Annotated in this window: 14 protein-coding genes and 1 riboswitch; of the genes, 1 reads left to right on the forward strand and 13 read right to left on the reverse strand. The window is 62.6% G+C overall.

The window, feature by feature from the left end; all coding sequences use genetic code 11:
- Positions 1-3: 3 nt before the first annotated feature.
- The 8 genes from LSG43_RS02700 to LSG43_RS02735 all read right to left on the reverse strand — a co-directional run bounded on the left by LSG43_RS02700 (position 4) and on the right by LSG43_RS02735 (position 8,068).
- Entirely contained in the window at positions 4-729 is a 726-nt protein-coding gene (locus LSG43_RS02700) for an SIMPL domain-containing protein (protein ID WP_231801081.1), read from the reverse strand.
- Positions 730-880: 151 nt separating this feature from the next.
- Positions 881-1,513 (reverse strand): cob(I)yrinic acid a,c-diamide adenosyltransferase, encoded by a 633-nt coding sequence (gene cobO / locus LSG43_RS02705; RefSeq protein WP_231801082.1) that lies wholly within the window; start codon positions 1,511-1,513, stop codon positions 881-883.
- Positions 1,513-1,866 (reverse strand): cupin domain-containing protein, encoded by a 354-nt coding sequence (locus LSG43_RS02710; RefSeq protein ID WP_231801083.1) that lies wholly within the window; start codon positions 1,864-1,866, stop codon positions 1,513-1,515. The genes cobO and LSG43_RS02710 overlap by 1 nt, the downstream gene beginning before the upstream one ends.
- A 108-nt stretch (positions 1,867-1,974) precedes the next feature.
- Positions 1,975-5,685: a cobaltochelatase subunit CobN gene (cobN, locus tag LSG43_RS02715; RefSeq protein ID WP_231801085.1), complete on the reverse strand. Its 3,711-nt coding sequence runs from the start codon at positions 5,683-5,685 to the stop codon at positions 1,975-1,977.
- The gene (locus LSG43_RS02720) at positions 5,685-6,119 is read right to left on the reverse strand and encodes a hypothetical protein (protein WP_231801086.1); all 435 of its coding nucleotides are present in this window, start codon (positions 6,117-6,119) and stop codon (positions 5,685-5,687) included. The genes cobN and LSG43_RS02720 overlap by 1 nt, the downstream gene beginning before the upstream one ends.
- Before the next feature lies 1 nt (position 6,120).
- Positions 6,121-7,173, reverse strand: a complete 1,053-nt coding sequence (gene cobW, locus LSG43_RS02725) for a cobalamin biosynthesis protein CobW (RefSeq protein ID WP_231801087.1) — start codon at positions 7,171-7,173, stop codon at positions 6,121-6,123.
- A complete protein-coding gene (locus tag LSG43_RS02730; RefSeq protein WP_231801088.1) occupies positions 7,170-7,868 on the reverse strand; it encodes a CbtA family protein in 699 nt (232 codons plus the stop codon). Before LSG43_RS02730 ends, cobW begins: the two co-directional genes overlap by 4 nt.
- Before the next feature lie 20 nt (positions 7,869-7,888).
- Positions 7,889-8,068: a CbtB domain-containing protein gene (locus LSG43_RS02735; RefSeq protein ID WP_231801089.1), complete on the reverse strand. Its 180-nt coding sequence runs from the start codon at positions 8,066-8,068 to the stop codon at positions 7,889-7,891.
- 42 nt (positions 8,069-8,110) lie between these two features.
- Positions 8,111-8,345: riboswitch (cobalamin riboswitch) on the reverse strand.
- A gap of 89 nt (positions 8,346-8,434) precedes the next feature.
- Here LSG43_RS02735 and LSG43_RS02740 point away from each other — a divergent pair.
- The gene (locus LSG43_RS02740) at positions 8,435-9,412 is read left to right on the forward strand and encodes an aldo/keto reductase (protein ID WP_231801090.1); all 978 of its coding nucleotides are present in this window, start codon (positions 8,435-8,437) and stop codon (positions 9,410-9,412) included.
- A 9-nt stretch (positions 9,413-9,421) separates the two neighbouring features.
- Here the strand turns inward: LSG43_RS02740 and LSG43_RS02745 are convergent, their stop codons facing one another.
- From LSG43_RS02745 to LSG43_RS02765, 5 genes are all read right to left on the reverse strand, one after another.
- Positions 9,422-10,423 carry an ABC transporter ATP-binding protein gene (locus LSG43_RS02745; protein ID WP_231801091.1) on the reverse strand — a complete coding sequence of 334 codons (1,002 nt, stop codon included), beginning with the start codon at positions 10,421-10,423 and terminating at the stop codon, positions 9,422-9,424.
- Entirely contained in the window at positions 10,420-11,400 is a 981-nt protein-coding gene (locus tag LSG43_RS02750) for an ABC transporter ATP-binding protein (protein WP_231801092.1), read from the reverse strand. The genes LSG43_RS02745 and LSG43_RS02750 overlap by 4 nt, the downstream gene beginning before the upstream one ends.
- Positions 11,397-12,344 (reverse strand): ABC transporter permease, encoded by a 948-nt coding sequence (locus tag LSG43_RS02755; protein ID WP_231801093.1) that lies wholly within the window; start codon positions 12,342-12,344, stop codon positions 11,397-11,399. The genes LSG43_RS02750 and LSG43_RS02755 overlap by 4 nt, the downstream gene beginning before the upstream one ends.
- A gap of 8 nt (positions 12,345-12,352) precedes the next feature.
- Positions 12,353-13,336, reverse strand: coding sequence for an ABC transporter permease (locus LSG43_RS02760; protein WP_231801094.1), 984 nt, complete (start codon positions 13,334-13,336; stop codon positions 12,353-12,355).
- Between the two features lie 73 nt (positions 13,337-13,409).
- Positions 13,410-14,987 carry an ABC transporter substrate-binding protein gene (locus LSG43_RS02765; protein WP_231801100.1) on the reverse strand — a complete coding sequence of 526 codons (1,578 nt, stop codon included), beginning with the start codon at positions 14,985-14,987 and terminating at the stop codon, positions 13,410-13,412.
- Positions 14,988-15,139 lie beyond the last annotated feature (152 nt).

Consider the following 15,139-nt stretch of genomic DNA (forward strand, 5'->3'; position numbering starts at 1 on the left):
CGCCTACTGCAGGAAATAGGTGATCGTGGTGACCACGCGTACTTTCTTTTCGATCTGCTTTTCGGGCCTCTGATCGGGAATATCGACGGCTGCGAGAATCTCGAAGACGCCTTGATTGGCGGTTTGGATCGTCCCGACCTGAGCTTCCGCCTGCACGGCGAATTCCGCGGCAGCCTCCCGGGCGCGTTGGGTCGCTTCGCCAAGCATGTCGGTCTTGAGGTCGTTAAGGCCAGTGAAGATGTAGCTTGGCCCCGCATTGTAGCTATCGGACGAAAATACCACGCCTGCGCGTAGGAGGTTTCCAATATTGCGCGCGGCTTCGGCGACCGCCTCGACATCGTTGGAGGTCAAAAGGAACTCCTCTGTCACGACAAACCGCGCTTCTTCAGGAGTGCCCGATGCGTTGTATCCGGCAAGCCGATCCTCGACGAAAATGTTCTGCACGTTCATCGCGTCCTCGGGAAATCCCGCATCGGTGAGGAACCGCCGCACCGCCGCGTCCGACCGCTCAAGTGTAGCGCGGGCCTCCTCGAGTGTGGCGCCGGTGGCAACAAACTTGATTGGCCAGTTGGCCAGGTCAGCCGTCACGTTGCGCTCGGCGAGCCCCTTGACTGTCACGGTTCTTACCGGCCAGCGGCTTTCGATCAACGCCTGCCCGCCCAGCCACGCGGCGGCAGCCAGCCCGATCGCGACAAGCAGACCGGCGATGATGGTCGATAGCGATTGCATGATGTCATTCCCTGACCAAACCGCTCCAAGCGAGCTGATGCTAGCATACCGGATTCGCGCGTCCTGGAATATGCGCCTAAACCGGGCCGTACGAATTCGGTCTCGGTTCGCCATGAGGCGCTCCGGAACGCGGCCGGGTTTGCCGCCTTGGTCAAAACTCGATCCCAGCCTGCGCCTTGATGCCCTGTTCGCGGAAGGGGTGCTTGACCAGTGTCATTTCGGTGACGAGGTCGGCGATCTCAATCAGCTCGTCCTTGGCGTTGCGACCCGTGATGATGACATGCGTGTCCGCGGGCTTGGTCTTGAGCGTTTCGATGATCTCGCCGAGTGGCAGGTAGTCGTATCGCAGGCAGATGTTGAGCTCATCGAGGAGCACCATCTTGTAGCTCTCGTCCATGATCATGGCTTTTGCTGCATCCCACGCCTGGCGCGCCGCCGCGAGATCGCGCTGGCGGTCCTGCGTTTCCCAGGTGAAACCCTCGCCCATCGCCTTGATCGTCACCTGGTCGGGAAAATGCTCGAGAATGTCGCGCTCGCCCGTGCCCCACTTGCCCTTCACGAACTGGACGATACCAACCCTGAAGCCATGGGCGATCCCCCGGAAGACCATGCCGAACGCTGCCGTCGACTTGCCCTTGCCCTTGCCCGTATGGATGATAACGAGGCCCTTTTCGCCCTGGTTGGCGGCAACGAGCTTGTCGCGTGCGGCTTTCTTCTTGCGCATCTTTTCCGCGTGATAGGCATCGCGCTCCGCGTCGGTCATCGTATCGGTCTTCTTAGCCATCAGATCCATTCCTTTGTCGCCGCGGTCGCCTTGTCGCCGGTATTCGGCGTCCCGGCAGTCTCCATAAGCAAGACGTGTACTTCCCCATGAGCAACCGGCCTGTGGCGCACACCCCTGGGTATGACGTAGAGCTCGCCCGGTTCAAGATCGACGTCACCGTCTTCAGTTTCGATGGTCAGTGAACCCGACAGCACCAAGAAGAAATCGTCTGTATCGTCGTGATGATGCCAATCGAACGGGCCCTCGAGCTTTGCGACCATGACGTCGTGGCCATTGAACTGCGAGACGATTTTGGGCGACCAGTGTTCCGAGAAGAGGCGGAGCTTGTCCGCAAGATTGACGGCTTTGGGCATGATCGCGTGTCCTTGTCGCTTATTCCGGTGCGGGTTCAAAAAAGGCTGATAGACATTTTCGGTTCGAAACCGCGACAAAACAAAGGTTTGGAGCATGCTGGTTCCGATTCAACAGGAACCCTCTTGTTCCAGAAACCTATACGCCGAATTCGTCCGCGGCGACCACAGCCCGCGCTCGCGCGCTTCGTTGAACCGGGCGATCAGTTCGTCATAGCCGAAGCGGTTGTTGGCGATCAGAAACGCGCGTGTGTCGTCGTCCTCGATATAGGCCTCGAATGCGAGGTCAAAATGGTGCGGCTTGACGGCGCCGGTTGTGGCGGCGAATCCGAACATGTAATCGACCGTGGCGATGATCTCGAAAGCGCCCCGATAGCCGTGGCGCTTGACGCCGGCGATCCATTTGGGATTGACCACGCGGGCGCGCATGACCCTTGCGATTTCCTCTTCCAGCGTGCGCACGACAACACGTTCGGGGCGTGATGTGTCGGTGTGGTAGGTCGCGGGGCGTGCGCCCGCGAGGGCCTCGACTGCCGCGGCGAGCCCGCCTTCGAACTGATAGTACTGATCCGAATCGAGAAGATCATGCTCGCGGTTGTCCTGAACGTGGAGCACTGCATCGGACGCCCTGAGCCGGTGCGCGAAAAGGCCATGTTCGGGCTCACCCTGCACGTGCGCTCCATAGGCGTACTGCCCGGCATCGAGCACCGCTTGCGCAAGGTCAGCGCGCTCCTGCCAGCGCCCGTCTTCGATGCGTTTGCCCACTCCCGCGCCATAGCCGCCCGGCGCCGCGCCGAAGATGCGATGACCGGCTTTCAGCGCCGCTTCATCCATGCCGTGCCCCTCGCTCATCAGTGAAAGCGCGTCGGTGCGCATACGCGCGGCGATAGGGTTGTCCTCTTCGGGCTCGTCGAGCGCTCCGATGGCGCGCACGGCCTTGTCGAAAAGCGCGATCTGCGCGGGAAAGGCATCACGGAAAAAGCCCGAGATGCGCAAGGTGACATCGACGCGCGGGCGGCCGAGTTTGGCAAGCGGGATGATCTCATAGCCCGAGATCGTGAGCGACGCGCCCTGCCATGTGGGCCTGGCTCCGATCAGTGCAAGCGCCTGTGCGATATCGTCCCCCCCGGTGCGCATGTTGGCGGTACCCCATACCGACATGGCCACCGAGGCGAGCCAGGTACCCGTATCCTGGAAATGGCGCGTGAGCAGGCTTTCTGCGGCACGTTGGCCGAGCGCCCACGCGGTCTGCGTGGGAACGGCGCGATTATCGACGGCGTAGAAATTACGCCCGGTCGGCAGCGTATCGATGCGCCCGCGCGTTGGCGCGCCCGAGGGGCCGGGGGCGATGAACTTGCCGTCGAGCCCGTCAACGAGCGCCCTTACTTCAGCGGGGCCGGAGGCCGTCACGCGGGGGCGGATGTCGCGTTCGATGGTTTCGAGCACGGCCCGGGTCGCGATCCACTCCAGGTCGGGCGTACGGCCGGAGACGAGTTCTGCGGCGAGCGCCTCGAGCCGCTCGATCGTGTCGCCGCAACTGCGCCATACCCCGCCGGTATCGAGAACCTCTGGCCGCGGTCCGGTCCAAGCGGCACCGAGTTCGAGGGCAAGCGGGTCGGCGCCAAGCCGCAGGTCCTCAGCCAGCGCGCGAATGAGCGAGGCATCGCCCCCACGTCCTTCGCCGCGTGGCACACGGGCAAAGGCAACGACGAGGTCACGCTCGAAACTGCCCGTTGGCGACCGCCCGAAGACGTGCAGCCCGTCGCGGATCTGGGCTTCTTTGAGTTCGCAAAGGAAATTGTCGACCTGGTTGAGCGCTTGGGTCTCGTCCTCAGGCAGCCCGATATCCGCGTCAAGCCGGGTATCGCGGGTGAAATCGAGGATACGACGCTTGAGTGTGTCGAGCCGGCGCTGGTCCATTCCCATCGCCGTGTAATACTCGTCGAGCAGCGCCTCGAGGTCCTTGAGCGGGCCGTAGGTCTCTGCGCGGGTGAGGGGGGGCACGAGATGGTCGATGATCGTCGCGACCGTGCGGCGCTTGGCCTGCGTGCCTTCGCCGGGGTCGTTGACGATGAAGGGGTAAAGGTTCGGGAGCTGACCTGAAAGGATCAGCGGGTAGGCTTCCCCGTCGAGCGCATTGGCCTTGCCCGGCAGCCACTCGAGATTGCCATGCTTGCCATTGTGGATAAACGCATGCGCACCGAACACATCGGTAAGCCAGAGATAGGCCGCGATATAGGCGTGCGGGGGGACGAGATTGGGATCGTGATAGCTCTCCTCCTCGGGAAGACCGTAGGCGCGCGCGGGCTGGAGGAGGATGGCGACATTGCCGAGGATTTTGATGGGGAGATGAAAGGCATCGTCGCGTACGAACGCATCAGCCTCGGGCTCGCCCCAGCGTGCGGGGACGCCTTCGCGGATGCACGGATGCAGTTGGGCGAAGAGCGCGCGGTAGCGGGCGAGGGGGAGGAGGGCATCGGAGGTGCCGTGCTGTGGGCGGGCGTTGGTCGGACCGGTGAGGAGATGGTCTATGAGGTCCGTTCCTGTCTCGGGAACGCTGCCCACATCATAGCCTCCGCCCGAAAGGTGCCTGAGCATCTCCACGGTCGATTGCGGCGCGTCATAGCCGACGCCATTGGCAAGCCGACCGTCGCGCAAGGGGTAGTTGGCAAGGACGATGCCGATCCTGCGATCGGCGCGGGGCGTGGCGCGGAGCCTTGTGTAGTTCTTCGCGAGTTTGACCGCGCGCGCGATGCCGTCGGGTTCGGGAGTGAACGCGGTCAGCGGACATTCGGTGCGCGCATGCCAGACCGCCTCGGCCTTGTGTCCTACGAGAAGCCCGCCGATCCGCCCGTCGATCTCGGGCAGGACGACCTGCATGGCGAGGTCTTTCTGCGTCAGCCCCTGCGGGTCGGCTTCCCAAAGCGCGGGCGGGCGCGAGCCCTGCACAAGCTGGATGACAGGCGCATCGGTAAGCGCGAAGGGGTTGTCTTCAAACGTGAGATCGCCGACGCCGAGGGCAAAGCCCGTGAGATTGAAGATCGCGGCAGGGCGAAGCATGCCGAGCGCGTTGCGTACGAACTGGGCACAATCGGATTGCTTGAGTGAGGAGACGACGATGGGAAGCGGGGTAAGGCCGGCGTCTTCAATGGCATTGACCAGCGCTTCGAACGTCGCAGTGCCCGCGCCCTCAAGGACGGCGCGGTAGAAGAGCATGGGGATGCAGGGGGCGTCGGACGCGGTTTTGGGAAAATCGGCAAGGTTCTGCGTAATGCCTTTTTGCTTGTTCCAGAACCCGAATTTCGGCATGGGCGCTGCTGCCTCACCGGGCACAGCCCTGCCCTCCGCCAGCGCATTGAACGCGCCGAGAATCGCATCCGCCGCACCCGGCCCCCCGGTCAAGAACAGAGCGTGGAGCTTGTGCCAGTCGGCTTCGTCAATCGTTGAGCGTGACAACAGCACCGGGTCGGGCTGGGCGTCGCCGGGGAGGAACGCGAGCGCAATGCCTTTGGACCGCGCCAGCGTCTCGATCTCGTCGCAGCCATAGGGCCAATAGCCCGCCCCGCCGATCAGGCGGATGACGATGAGCTTGGCGTGGCCAAGGGTGTTCTCGCACCAGAGATCGACCGAGAAATTATGCGCCAGCCGCATGATGTTGGCGAGCCGCAGGCCGTCCTCGCCGGCGCGGTCGGCGGCCGCCGCGAGCATGGTCAGTTCGCTGTCGGCAGAGGATGCGAAGGCGATGCGGCCGGGGGATTGGGCGAGGTCGATAGCCTCGCCATCCTGCTGCAGGGCACCGGCTTGTGCGGCGAGAAGATGCATCAGTTCGCGGCCTTTCCGCTCAAGGGGCTCGCGGTTGTCACGAGCGCTACAGCACCGCAAAGCGCAAGGAGGCCCTGTATGTCCGCAGTCGGTACCGGGATATCGAGCACTGGTGTCATGAGCACGATGCCGCCGGCCCCGGCACAGGCACCGGTTGCCGCGGCCAACGCCATGCGCTGCAAGAGCGCCGATGGCTTGGGCAGAAACGCCCAGGCTGTGGCCGCAAGAAACGCCGGGAAAAGTCCCATGACCGATCCCATGATGAAAAGAAAAGAGACGATCTGAACGGTCTCTCCGCCCGGAAAAGCCCCACCCTCGATAAAGAGGGCAGCGATGACGTAAACCAGCGCACCGACCGGAGGACCGCCCAGAACGATAAGAGCGAAGCGCGCGCCGGAGAGCGTCGGTCTGCTGGTGATGCCGGCCCCGCCCACTTTATGCCGCCTGCGCGGTCCCCTTGAGCCGCGTTTCGATGCCTGGGCGGTCGAGCGGGCTTTCGCCGATCACAACGAGCCGCGTTTCGCGCGCCTCGTCCTCATGCCAGGGCCTGTCGAAATACGCATTGACGCGCGGGCCGACGGCCTGGATGGCAAGCCGGGCTTTTGCGCCGGGAATGGCCGCGAAGCCCTTGAGGCGCAGCACGTCATAGGCGGCAATGGTTTCCGCGATGGTCGCGAGTAGCGTGTCCCGCGCCGGCCCGGAGGGTAGCGTCACCGAGAAGCTGTCGAAGTCGTCGTGCTCGTGCGGCTCGCCCTCATGCTCGAGTTCGTGATGGCTCTCGCGCCCGGCAAGATCGTCTTCGGTGCCGATCCCAAGCCCCAGAAGCGCTGCGGCGTCGACGTGCCCATTGGCGGCGCGGATGATTTTTGTGCCCTTGCGCATATGCGTGCGCAACTGAGCTTCGACGGCCTCCAGATCGCTCTCCGAAACAAGGTCGGCCTTGTTGAGGACGATCATGTCGGCGGCGACCATCTGGTCTTCGAAAAGCTCTCCGAGCGGGGTTTCGTGGTCGAGCATCTCGTCGAGGCGGCGCTGCGCGTCGACCGCCTCTTCATTGGCCGCGAACCGGCCCTCGGCAAGGGCGGCTGCGTCGGCAACCGTGATGACGCCGTCGATGGTGACTTCGGCCTTGATCTCGGGCCAGTTGAAGGCTCGGATCAAGGGCTGGGGCAACGCGAGGCCGGAGGTTTCGATGACGATGTGGTCAGGACGTTCCTCGCGGGCAAGGAGTGCTTTCATCGTCGGGACGAAATCGTCGGCCACCGTGCAGCAGATGCAACCATTGGCGAGCTCGATCATATCCTCTTCGCGGCAGGTCTCGTCCCCGCAGCCAGCAAGGACGTCCTTGTCCACCCCGATATCGCCGAACTCATTGATGATGAGCGCGATACGTTTGCCCTTGGCGTGGGCGAGAAGGTGACGCACCAGTGTCGTCTTGCCCGCGCCGAGAAAACCCGTGATGACGGTGGTTGGGATCTTCGTGCTCATTGCGCACCTCCCGAAATCCGCTGGTTGAAATAGCCATAGGCGAGCCCGAGGGCCACCCAGAACGCAGCCGCGTTAAAGAGCACGGCGGAAACGAAGGCCGCCGCGAGGCCGGCAGGCACGCCGGTTTCTTCGATGGGCGGCTGGGGTGCGCCCACGAGGTGCGGCAGGGCGATGAGGGCAATGGCCATGACCGCCGCCCACCATGTCCGCAGCTTGGCGATGAGCACGAAGCCCGCGCCGGTGGAAACGGCGGCAAAGGCCCACCAGAGTTGGCGTGCGCCGGTTTCTGCAATCGGCATCCCGGGCAAGCCTGGCGGCAACCCCAAGGCCGGGGCGAGCGAGAAGGCCGCAAAGCCGCCCAGACCCCATAGAAGACCGGTCCCAGGCGTAATGGGCAAGCTGAAAACGAGCGAAACCGCCGCCATAACAAAAGCAAATCCTGCGCCGAGGAGCAGGTTGGCGAGAACCGTGTATGCCGTCCGCTCGACGCCGTCCGCCGGCATCCATTCGTCTTCTTCGTGAGTGTGCGGGGCGACGGCCTCGCCTTCGGCGTGCGTATGCTCGTGGCCGCCCGTGGTCTCATAGGTTTCCGCAGCGAGGATGAGCGGAGTGAGCCGAACCTGCTGGAGGACCGAGGTCAAAAGGCCAGCACAAAGGGCTGCGAGGATCGCAGCAAAAAAGAGGTTTCTGAACATTGGAATATCCTTGCCGTCCCCTAGTGGCAGGGGAAGCCCATGGCGTGCCGCGAATCGTGTGCGCCGTTATGCGCGCGATAATCGCCGGCGAAGCCGGTTCCGGCGACGAAAACGAAGCCGAGGACAAGGAACACCGCGCCCAATACCAGGCGCTGGGAAATCGAAAGCGGCTTGACCGCCGAAATGCTTGCAGACGTCATTGCAACACCCTCCGTGTGCGAACAAACAGGACTCCATCACCGGAGCCAACGAACGTGCCGGCAGGTCTCCTGGCTCGCCGCTCGAGCGGTTCTTCGCACGCCTTCCCGGACGGCGTTTCTTGCCCGCCCAGTGGTTATGCGCAAAGCCCATCGCGGCTTACAGTTGCGGGGGCAGCCACGGTCTTGGCCCTTACAAGAGGTTGTCCGCACCGTGTTCCCTTTTGCGTCCCCATACGTTTCTTGCAACGATTGGGGAACCAACACGGTTAAATCTGTGGCAGAGGCCACGGCGCAAGTCAATTGCGCGGCGCGGCGGTCCTGCCTATCAAAGACAATCACACGACTTCGGCACGGGAGACACGAACCATGAAAATGCGGCGGCTGGGAAAAACCGGATATGAAGTGACCGAGATCGGGCTCGGCTGCTGGCAGCTCGGGGGCGATTTCGGGCCAATGGACGATGAGGAGGCCGGGGCCATTCTCGCCAACGCCGCGCGGCTTGGCGTGACCTTCTGGGACACCGCCGACGTCTATGGTGCGGGCCTCTCCGAGCACCGAATCGGCACGTACTATGGCAAACCTGACGGCCTGATCATCGCCACCAAGGTCGGGCGGTCGGGTGCACTTTATCCGGACAAGTACACCCGCTCCGGTGTCCGCGAGAACCTCGAGGAGTCCGCGCGCCGCCTGTGCGTTGAAACCCTTGATCTCGTTCAGCTTCATTGCGTGCCGCCGCAAGTCTTGAAGGATGGCGAGATTTTCGCCTGGCTTGAGGATTTCAAGTCCGAAGGCCTGATCCGGCATTATGGCGCGAGCGTCGAAACCATCGAGGAGGCCTTTATCTGCCTCGAACACGACGGTCTGGCGACGCTCCAGATCATCTTCAATCTCTTCCGCCAGGACGCCAACAAAGAGCTTTTTGAGGCCGCCACCACCAAGGACGTCGGCATCATCGTGCGATTGCCACTCGCCTCGGGCCTGCTCTCGGGTAAGTTCACCAAGGACACGGAATTCCAGCCCACAGATCACCGCAGCTACAATCGCGACGGCGAAGCGTTCTCGGTCGGCGAAACATTCGGTGGGATTTCGTTCGAAAAGGGCGTCGAACTGGTCGAAGGACTGCGCCAGACCATTCCCGGCTCGATGAGCATGGCCGATTTCGCGCTGCGGTGGATTCTCGACCATCCGGCCGTTTCGACAGTCATCGCCGGGGTGTCGAGGCCCGAGCAGATCAGTGCCAATGTCGAGGCCGCAAGCGTACTGCCGCTCGATGCGGAGATCCATGCGAAGGTGGCCGCGTACTACGAAAACGAGGTGAGGCCGCACATCCGCGGAAAGATCTGAGACGCGCCGCTAGACCGTCTTGTCGCGCCCTTCTTCGACCGCATGACATGCCGCCCAGGTCGGGCCGTATTCGCGCAGCTCGGGCCGTTCGGTCCGGCACCGCGCATTGGCAAGCGGGCACCGCGGGTTGAAGGCGCATCCGGACGGTGGATCAAGCGGTGAGGGGATTTCCCCTTCAACGGGCTTGCGTGTCCGTCCCGTCATTTCGAGGTCGGGCACCGCGTCGAGCAGCATGCGCGTGTAAGGATGCTGCCGGGCGGTAAAAAGCGTCTTGGCATCTGCAACCTCGGCGAGCCGGCCGAGATACAGGACACCAATCCGGTCCGCCATGTGCCGCACGACCGAAAGATCGTGGCTGATGAAGAGGTAGGTCAGCCCGAGTTGGCGTTGCAGGTCCTTCATCAGGTTCAGGATTTGCGCCTGCACGGAAACGTCGAGCGCCGAGGTCGGTTCGTCGCAGACGATGAAATCGGGATTGGCCGCTAGCGCCCGGGCAATTGCGACGCGCTGACGCTGCCCGCCCGAGAATTGGTGCGGGAAACGCGCTGCGTCCTCCGGCGACAGCCCGACGAGCGAGAGGAGTTCGGCGACCCGCTCGCGGCGTTTCGCACCGGTTTCGGTCCTGAAGACCCGCAACGGCTCTGCGATAATATCGCCCACGTGCCAGCGGGGATTGAGGCTGGCAAACGGATCCTGGAAGATCATCTGGAAGCGCCGTCTCAACCGTCTCGCTTCGGCCCCTTCAAGTCCTGCCGAGAGCGACTTTCCCTCGAATAGGACGTCTCCCGACGAGGGGCCAAGGAGCCCGACGATGAGCCGTGCGATGGTGGACTTCCCCGAACCCGATTCCCCCACAAGCGCGAAGGTCTCGCCCTTGTTGATGGAAAAGGAAACATTGTCGACAGCCTTGAGAAACAGCTTGTCCTGCCGCTCGATCATCCTGTTGAGCCAGGGTTTTGAGACATCGAATGCGACCGAGAGGTTTTTGACGTCGAGAAGCGGAGCGCTCATGCCTCTGCCTCCGCCTTGTCATAAAGCCAGCACGCGACACGGCGGTCCTCGTGTGGCAGCGGATCGGGGCGGTCGTGGTAGCAGCGGTCGAACACTTTAGGGCACCGCGGGTTGAAGGCGCAGCCTGCGGGGATGGCCGAAAGGCGCGGCATGGCGCCGGGAATTTGCGTCAAGCGGTCCTCGTCGGTCGAAAGCGTGGGGATCGAGCCCATCAGTCCTTGCGTATAAGGATGCGCGGCGCTGCGGATGACCTTTTCGACGGGGCCGATTTCTGCAACCCGGCCTGCATACATCACCGCGACGCGGTCGGCGGTTTCCGCGATCACGCCCATATCGTGGGTGATCAGCATGATCGCCGCGCCACGATCGGCGCAAAGCCGTTTCATCACGTCGATGATCTGCGCCTGCACCGAGACGTCGAGCGCGGTGGTCGGCTCGTCGGCGATGACGAGGTCCGGATCTGCGCATAGCGCGAGCGCGATAACGACGCGTTGACGCATGCCGCCTGAAAACTGGTGCGGGTAGTCGTCGATCCGCCGCGCGGCATCGGGGATGCCGACATCGTCGAGCAGCGCGATGGCGCGCTTGCGCGCGTCCGCATGCGAAAGCGGGAGGTGCCTACGGATCGTTTCAATAAGCTGCTCCGCAATCGTATAGAGCGGATTGAGACTGGTGAGCGGATCTTGAAAGATCATGCCGATCTTGCGGCCACGGATTTTCCGCATGCGATCGCTAGAAACATTGTCGATCCGCTCGCCATGAAGCTTGATCTCGCCCGCCGCGATACGGCCGGGTGGTTCGATCAGACCGATGATCGCCGAGCCGGTCATGGACTTGCCTGCACCGGATTCGCCGACGACACCGAGCACCTCGCCCGGATTGATGGCGAACGAGACGTCGTCGACGGCCGTAAGGATGCCGCGCCGGGTCGGGAACTGGACCGTGAGGCCTTCGACGGAAAGGACAGGCTGGGTCATTGACGCAACCTCGGGTTGAGCGCATCACGCAGCCAGTCGCCGAGAAGGTTCACCGAAAGCGCCAGCAACACCAGCGTGACAGCGGGGAAAAAGAGGATCCACCATTCGCCCGAAAAGAGGAACTGCTGGCCGATCCGGATCAGGGTGCCGAGCGAAGGCTGGGTCGGTGGGACCCCGACACCGAGGAACGAAAGCGTTGCTTCCTCGATGATCGCAAGCGCCAGCCCGATGGTGGCGATGACCAGAACCGGCCCGGTGACGTTGGGCAGGATATGTTTAACGAGGATCATCACCGGATGCACCCCCATGATCCGCGCGGCCGCGACATATTCCTTCTGCCGCTCGACCATGGTCGCCCCGCGTACCGTACGGGCGAACTGCGCCCAGTTGGATAGTCCGATAGCGAAGATCAGCACCCAGACCGCAGCGGATTCCTGTTGCGCGGGCGGGATGATGCCGCGGGCGAAACCAAAGATCAAAAGCGCGATCAGGATTGCCGGGAACGTGAGCTGGATGTCGGCAATGCGCATGATGATCGCATCGGTCGTCTTGCCGCGATAGCCGGCGAAAAGGCCCAGCGTCACCCCGAGGACCATCGCAAAGAGGGTGGCGGAGATGCCGACGAACAGCGAGACACGGCTGCCGTACAGGATGGTCGAGAGCACGTCCCGGCCCTGATGATCCGTACCGAGCACGAAGTAGTTGCCCATCATGGAGTCCGACAGCGGTGCCGTGTAGCCGTCCATCAGATTCAGGGACGATGGATCGAAGGGGTTATATGGCGCGATCAGGGGCGCGAGGACCGCTGCGAGAATGAGGCCGGCAAGAACGATCGAGGCGACAACCGTCACCGGCGACTTGCGGTAGGAATAAAAGACGTCCGAATCCAGAACTCTTGCAAGAAGGCTGGTGGGTTCGGAATGGGTGGGTGCAGGTGAGGCCATTGTGGTTCCTAATGCCCCCGAGCCGGGCCGCTGACCCTGAGGCGCGGATCGACGACATAGTAGAGGATGTCGACGGTAAGGTTGATCACGACGAAGACGAAGGCGATGAACATCAGATAGGCCGCCATCACCGGGACATCGACAACGGCGACCGAATTGATAAAGAGCGAGCCGACGCCCGGCCACTGGAACACGGTTTCGGTGATGATCGCGAACGCGATCACCGACCCGAGCTGCAGCCCGGTAATCGTGATCACGGGTACTAGGGTGTTCTTGAGCGCATGGCCGAAATTGATGGCGCGGCTCGAAAGCCCGCGCGCTTTGGCGAACTTGATATAGTCGGTGCGCAGTACCTCAAGCATCTCGGCGCGCACCAGGCGCATGATCAGCGTCATCTGGAACAGCGAGAGCGTGATCGCAGGCAGGATCAGAGACCGCAGCCCGGATTCGGTCAGAAGCCCGGTGCGCCACCAGCCGATCTGCACGGTTTGCCCGCGCCCGAACGAGGGCAGCCACTGCAGCTCGACCGCAAAGACGTAGATGAGCGCGATGCCGATCAGAAACGTCGGAAGCGACACACCGATCAACGATCCTGTCATGATCGCTGCGGTCGAAATCGTCTTGGGCCGAAGCGCCGCGAAAACGCCGAAACCGACCCCGAAGACAAGCGCCAGCAGCGCCGAGGTAAACGCGAGTTCGATGGTTGCAGGCAGGCGCGAGAGGATGAGCTCCGTCACCGGTTGCTGCAGGCGGTAGGAGATGCCGAACTGGCCCTGCAGGGCATTGGTGATGAAGCGGAAAAACTGCTCGTAGAACGGATCGTTGAGCCCCAGCTGCTGCCGCAGGGCCTCCCGATCCGCGCTCGAGGCTTCCTGTCCCACCATCGAGGCGATGGGGTCGCCCACGTAGCGGAACATTATGAAGGCGATGAGAGCGACGACGAGCATGACGAGAACCGACTGCCCGAGCCGCCGCAGGATGAAGGCCAGCATGAAATGTGGTCTCCGTTACGAAAGGGCCGCCGCGCCGACAATAACAGCGCGGCGGCCCGATGCGTGAGGCCTGTTACTCGAACGTGACCGACGTCATGCTCGGCTGGTTTTCCGGATGCACCGGCAGCGTGATGTCGTCACGCATGGCATAGGCCAGCACCTGGTTGTGCACCGGCAGGAATACATGATCCTCCTGCACGGTCGCCCAGATCTCGGCAATGAGCGCGTCGCGTGCCTCGAGATCGGTCATCGTGCCGAGCTGAACGATCTTTTCGTCGAGCTCGGGGTTGGAATAGAGCCCGATATTGTAGGTCCCGTATTCTTCGCCCTTGGTGTGCACGAGGTCGTTGAAGTTATAGGCCGAATCGAAGGTCGGCACGCCCCAGCCAAGGAGATAGAAGTCCGTCTCGTTGTTGAGGATGATCGGCGAGTGCTGCGCAATCGGGCGCGAGACGAGCGTCACATCGATACCGATCTGTCCGAGCATGCCCACGACGGCCTGCGCGATCGCTTCGTCGTTGACGTAGCGGTCGTTCGGCGTGTCAAGCGTGACCGAGAAACCGTCCGCGTAACCGGCTTCGGCCATCAATTCACGAGCGCGATCGAGATCAGTCTCGGGGCAGGCGTCAAGTTCTTCGGTCCAACCGTTGACGAAGGGCGGAACATTGACGCAGGTCGGGATCGACTGGCCGCGCATCACGACCTGCTGAATGGCGTTCCTGTCGACCGCAAGCGACATGGCTTCGAGCACGCGCGTATCGGCAAACGGGTTGGCATCGGTGATGTTCGAGGACGCCAGCGGCTCGTCGGTCATCTTGTAGCCGAAATAGATCGTCCGGTTCTCGGGACCGGTTTCGATCTTGAAGCCTTCAGAGGACGACAGCCGCTCCACGTCCTGCACCGGAACGTCCTGGACGATGTCGACCTCGCCCGACAGCAGCGCGGCGACGCGCGTCGCATTCTCGGCGATCGGAAGATAAATGATTTCGGTGACTTCGGGCGTCTCGCCCCACCAGCCCTCGTAGTATTCGAGCACCGATTCGACGTCCACTTCACGCGAAACGAGCTCGTAGGGGCCGGTCCCGTTGGTGTTGCGCACAGCGTAATTGTCTTCGCCCGCGCCGAAATCCTGTACCGCGACGACATCGTTCTCTTCGGACCAGTCCTTGTCCATCATGAACGTGTTGGTGACGTTGTTGGGATAGAGCGGCGAGGGCCCGTTCATCTGCACCTCGACCGTGTAGTCGTCGACCGCGCGCACCTCGGCGACGTCGGCGTGTAGCTGACGCATGTTGGAGGTGTCCGAACGGGCACGATCAAGCGAGAAGACGACGTCTTCAGCAGTGAACTCATTGCCGTTGTGGAAAGTCACGCCTTCGCGCAGTTCGAACACCCATACGGTGTCGTCGCCTTCCTTCAGATACCATTCGGTCGCCAGCCGCGGGATGAGGTTGCCCTCAAGGTCGCGGATCAGCAGCGTTTCGTAGATGTGGTGATTGAACGTATGGGTCACGCCCTGATTCTGGGCATGCGGGTCGAGCGTCAGCGCATCGGACGCGCGCGCCCAGCGGACGGTTTCTGCGCTCGCGGCGGAGACGAGCATGGACGAAGCGAGCAGTGCTGCAGCAATGCCGGTCAGTTTTGTTCGCATGTGATATTCCCCTTGCAAATGGTCCGCCACCCGGGCGTGTTTGCCCACGCCTCGGGTGACGGAGAATCAAAAAAAGCGCGCTATCGCTTGTCCGGACAGATCGAAATGCAGTGGTCCGCCTTAACGAGCCAGTGATGTCGATAGTACGGTCA

This window comes from Pelagibacterium xiamenense, from assembly GCF_021166475.1.
GTDB lineage: Bacteria > Pseudomonadota > Alphaproteobacteria > Rhizobiales > Devosiaceae > Pelagibacterium > Pelagibacterium xiamenense.

Excerpts from the sequence above, each read along its gene's own strand:
- LSG43_RS02700 (WP_231801081.1), bottom strand. The coding sequence starts at position 729 with ATGCAATCGCTATCGACCATCATCGCCGGTCTGCTTGTCGCGATCGGG.
- cobO (WP_231801082.1), bottom strand. The coding sequence starts at position 1,513 with ATGGCTAAGAAGACCGATACGATGACCGACGCGGAGCGCGATGCCTAT.
- LSG43_RS02710 (WP_231801083.1), bottom strand. The coding sequence starts at position 1,866 with ATGCCCAAAGCCGTCAATCTTGCGGACAAGCTCCGCCTCTTCTCGGAA.
- cobN (WP_231801085.1), bottom strand. The coding sequence starts at position 5,685 with ATGCATCTTCTCGCCGCACAAGCCGGTGCCCTGCAGCAGGATGGCGAG.
- cobW (WP_231801087.1), bottom strand. The coding sequence starts at position 7,173 with ATGAGCACGAAGATCCCAACCACCGTCATCACGGGTTTTCTCGGCGCG.
- LSG43_RS02730 (WP_231801088.1), bottom strand. The coding sequence starts at position 7,868 with ATGTTCAGAAACCTCTTTTTTGCTGCGATCCTCGCAGCCCTTTGTGCT.
- LSG43_RS02735 (WP_231801089.1), bottom strand. The coding sequence starts at position 8,068 with ATGACGTCTGCAAGCATTTCGGCGGTCAAGCCGCTTTCGATTTCCCAG.
- LSG43_RS02740 (WP_231801090.1), top strand. The coding sequence starts at position 8,435 with ATGAAAATGCGGCGGCTGGGAAAAACCGGATATGAAGTGACCGAGATC.
- LSG43_RS02745 (WP_231801091.1), bottom strand. The coding sequence starts at position 10,423 with ATGAGCGCTCCGCTTCTCGACGTCAAAAACCTCTCGGTCGCATTCGAT.
- LSG43_RS02750 (WP_231801092.1), bottom strand. The coding sequence starts at position 11,400 with ATGACCCAGCCTGTCCTTTCCGTCGAAGGCCTCACGGTCCAGTTCCCG.
- LSG43_RS02755 (WP_231801093.1), bottom strand. The coding sequence starts at position 12,344 with ATGGCCTCACCTGCACCCACCCATTCCGAACCCACCAGCCTTCTTGCA.
- LSG43_RS02760 (WP_231801094.1), bottom strand. The coding sequence starts at position 13,336 with ATGCTGGCCTTCATCCTGCGGCGGCTCGGGCAGTCGGTTCTCGTCATG.
- LSG43_RS02765 (WP_231801100.1), bottom strand. The coding sequence starts at position 14,987 with ATGCGAACAAAACTGACCGGCATTGCTGCAGCACTGCTCGCTTCGTCC.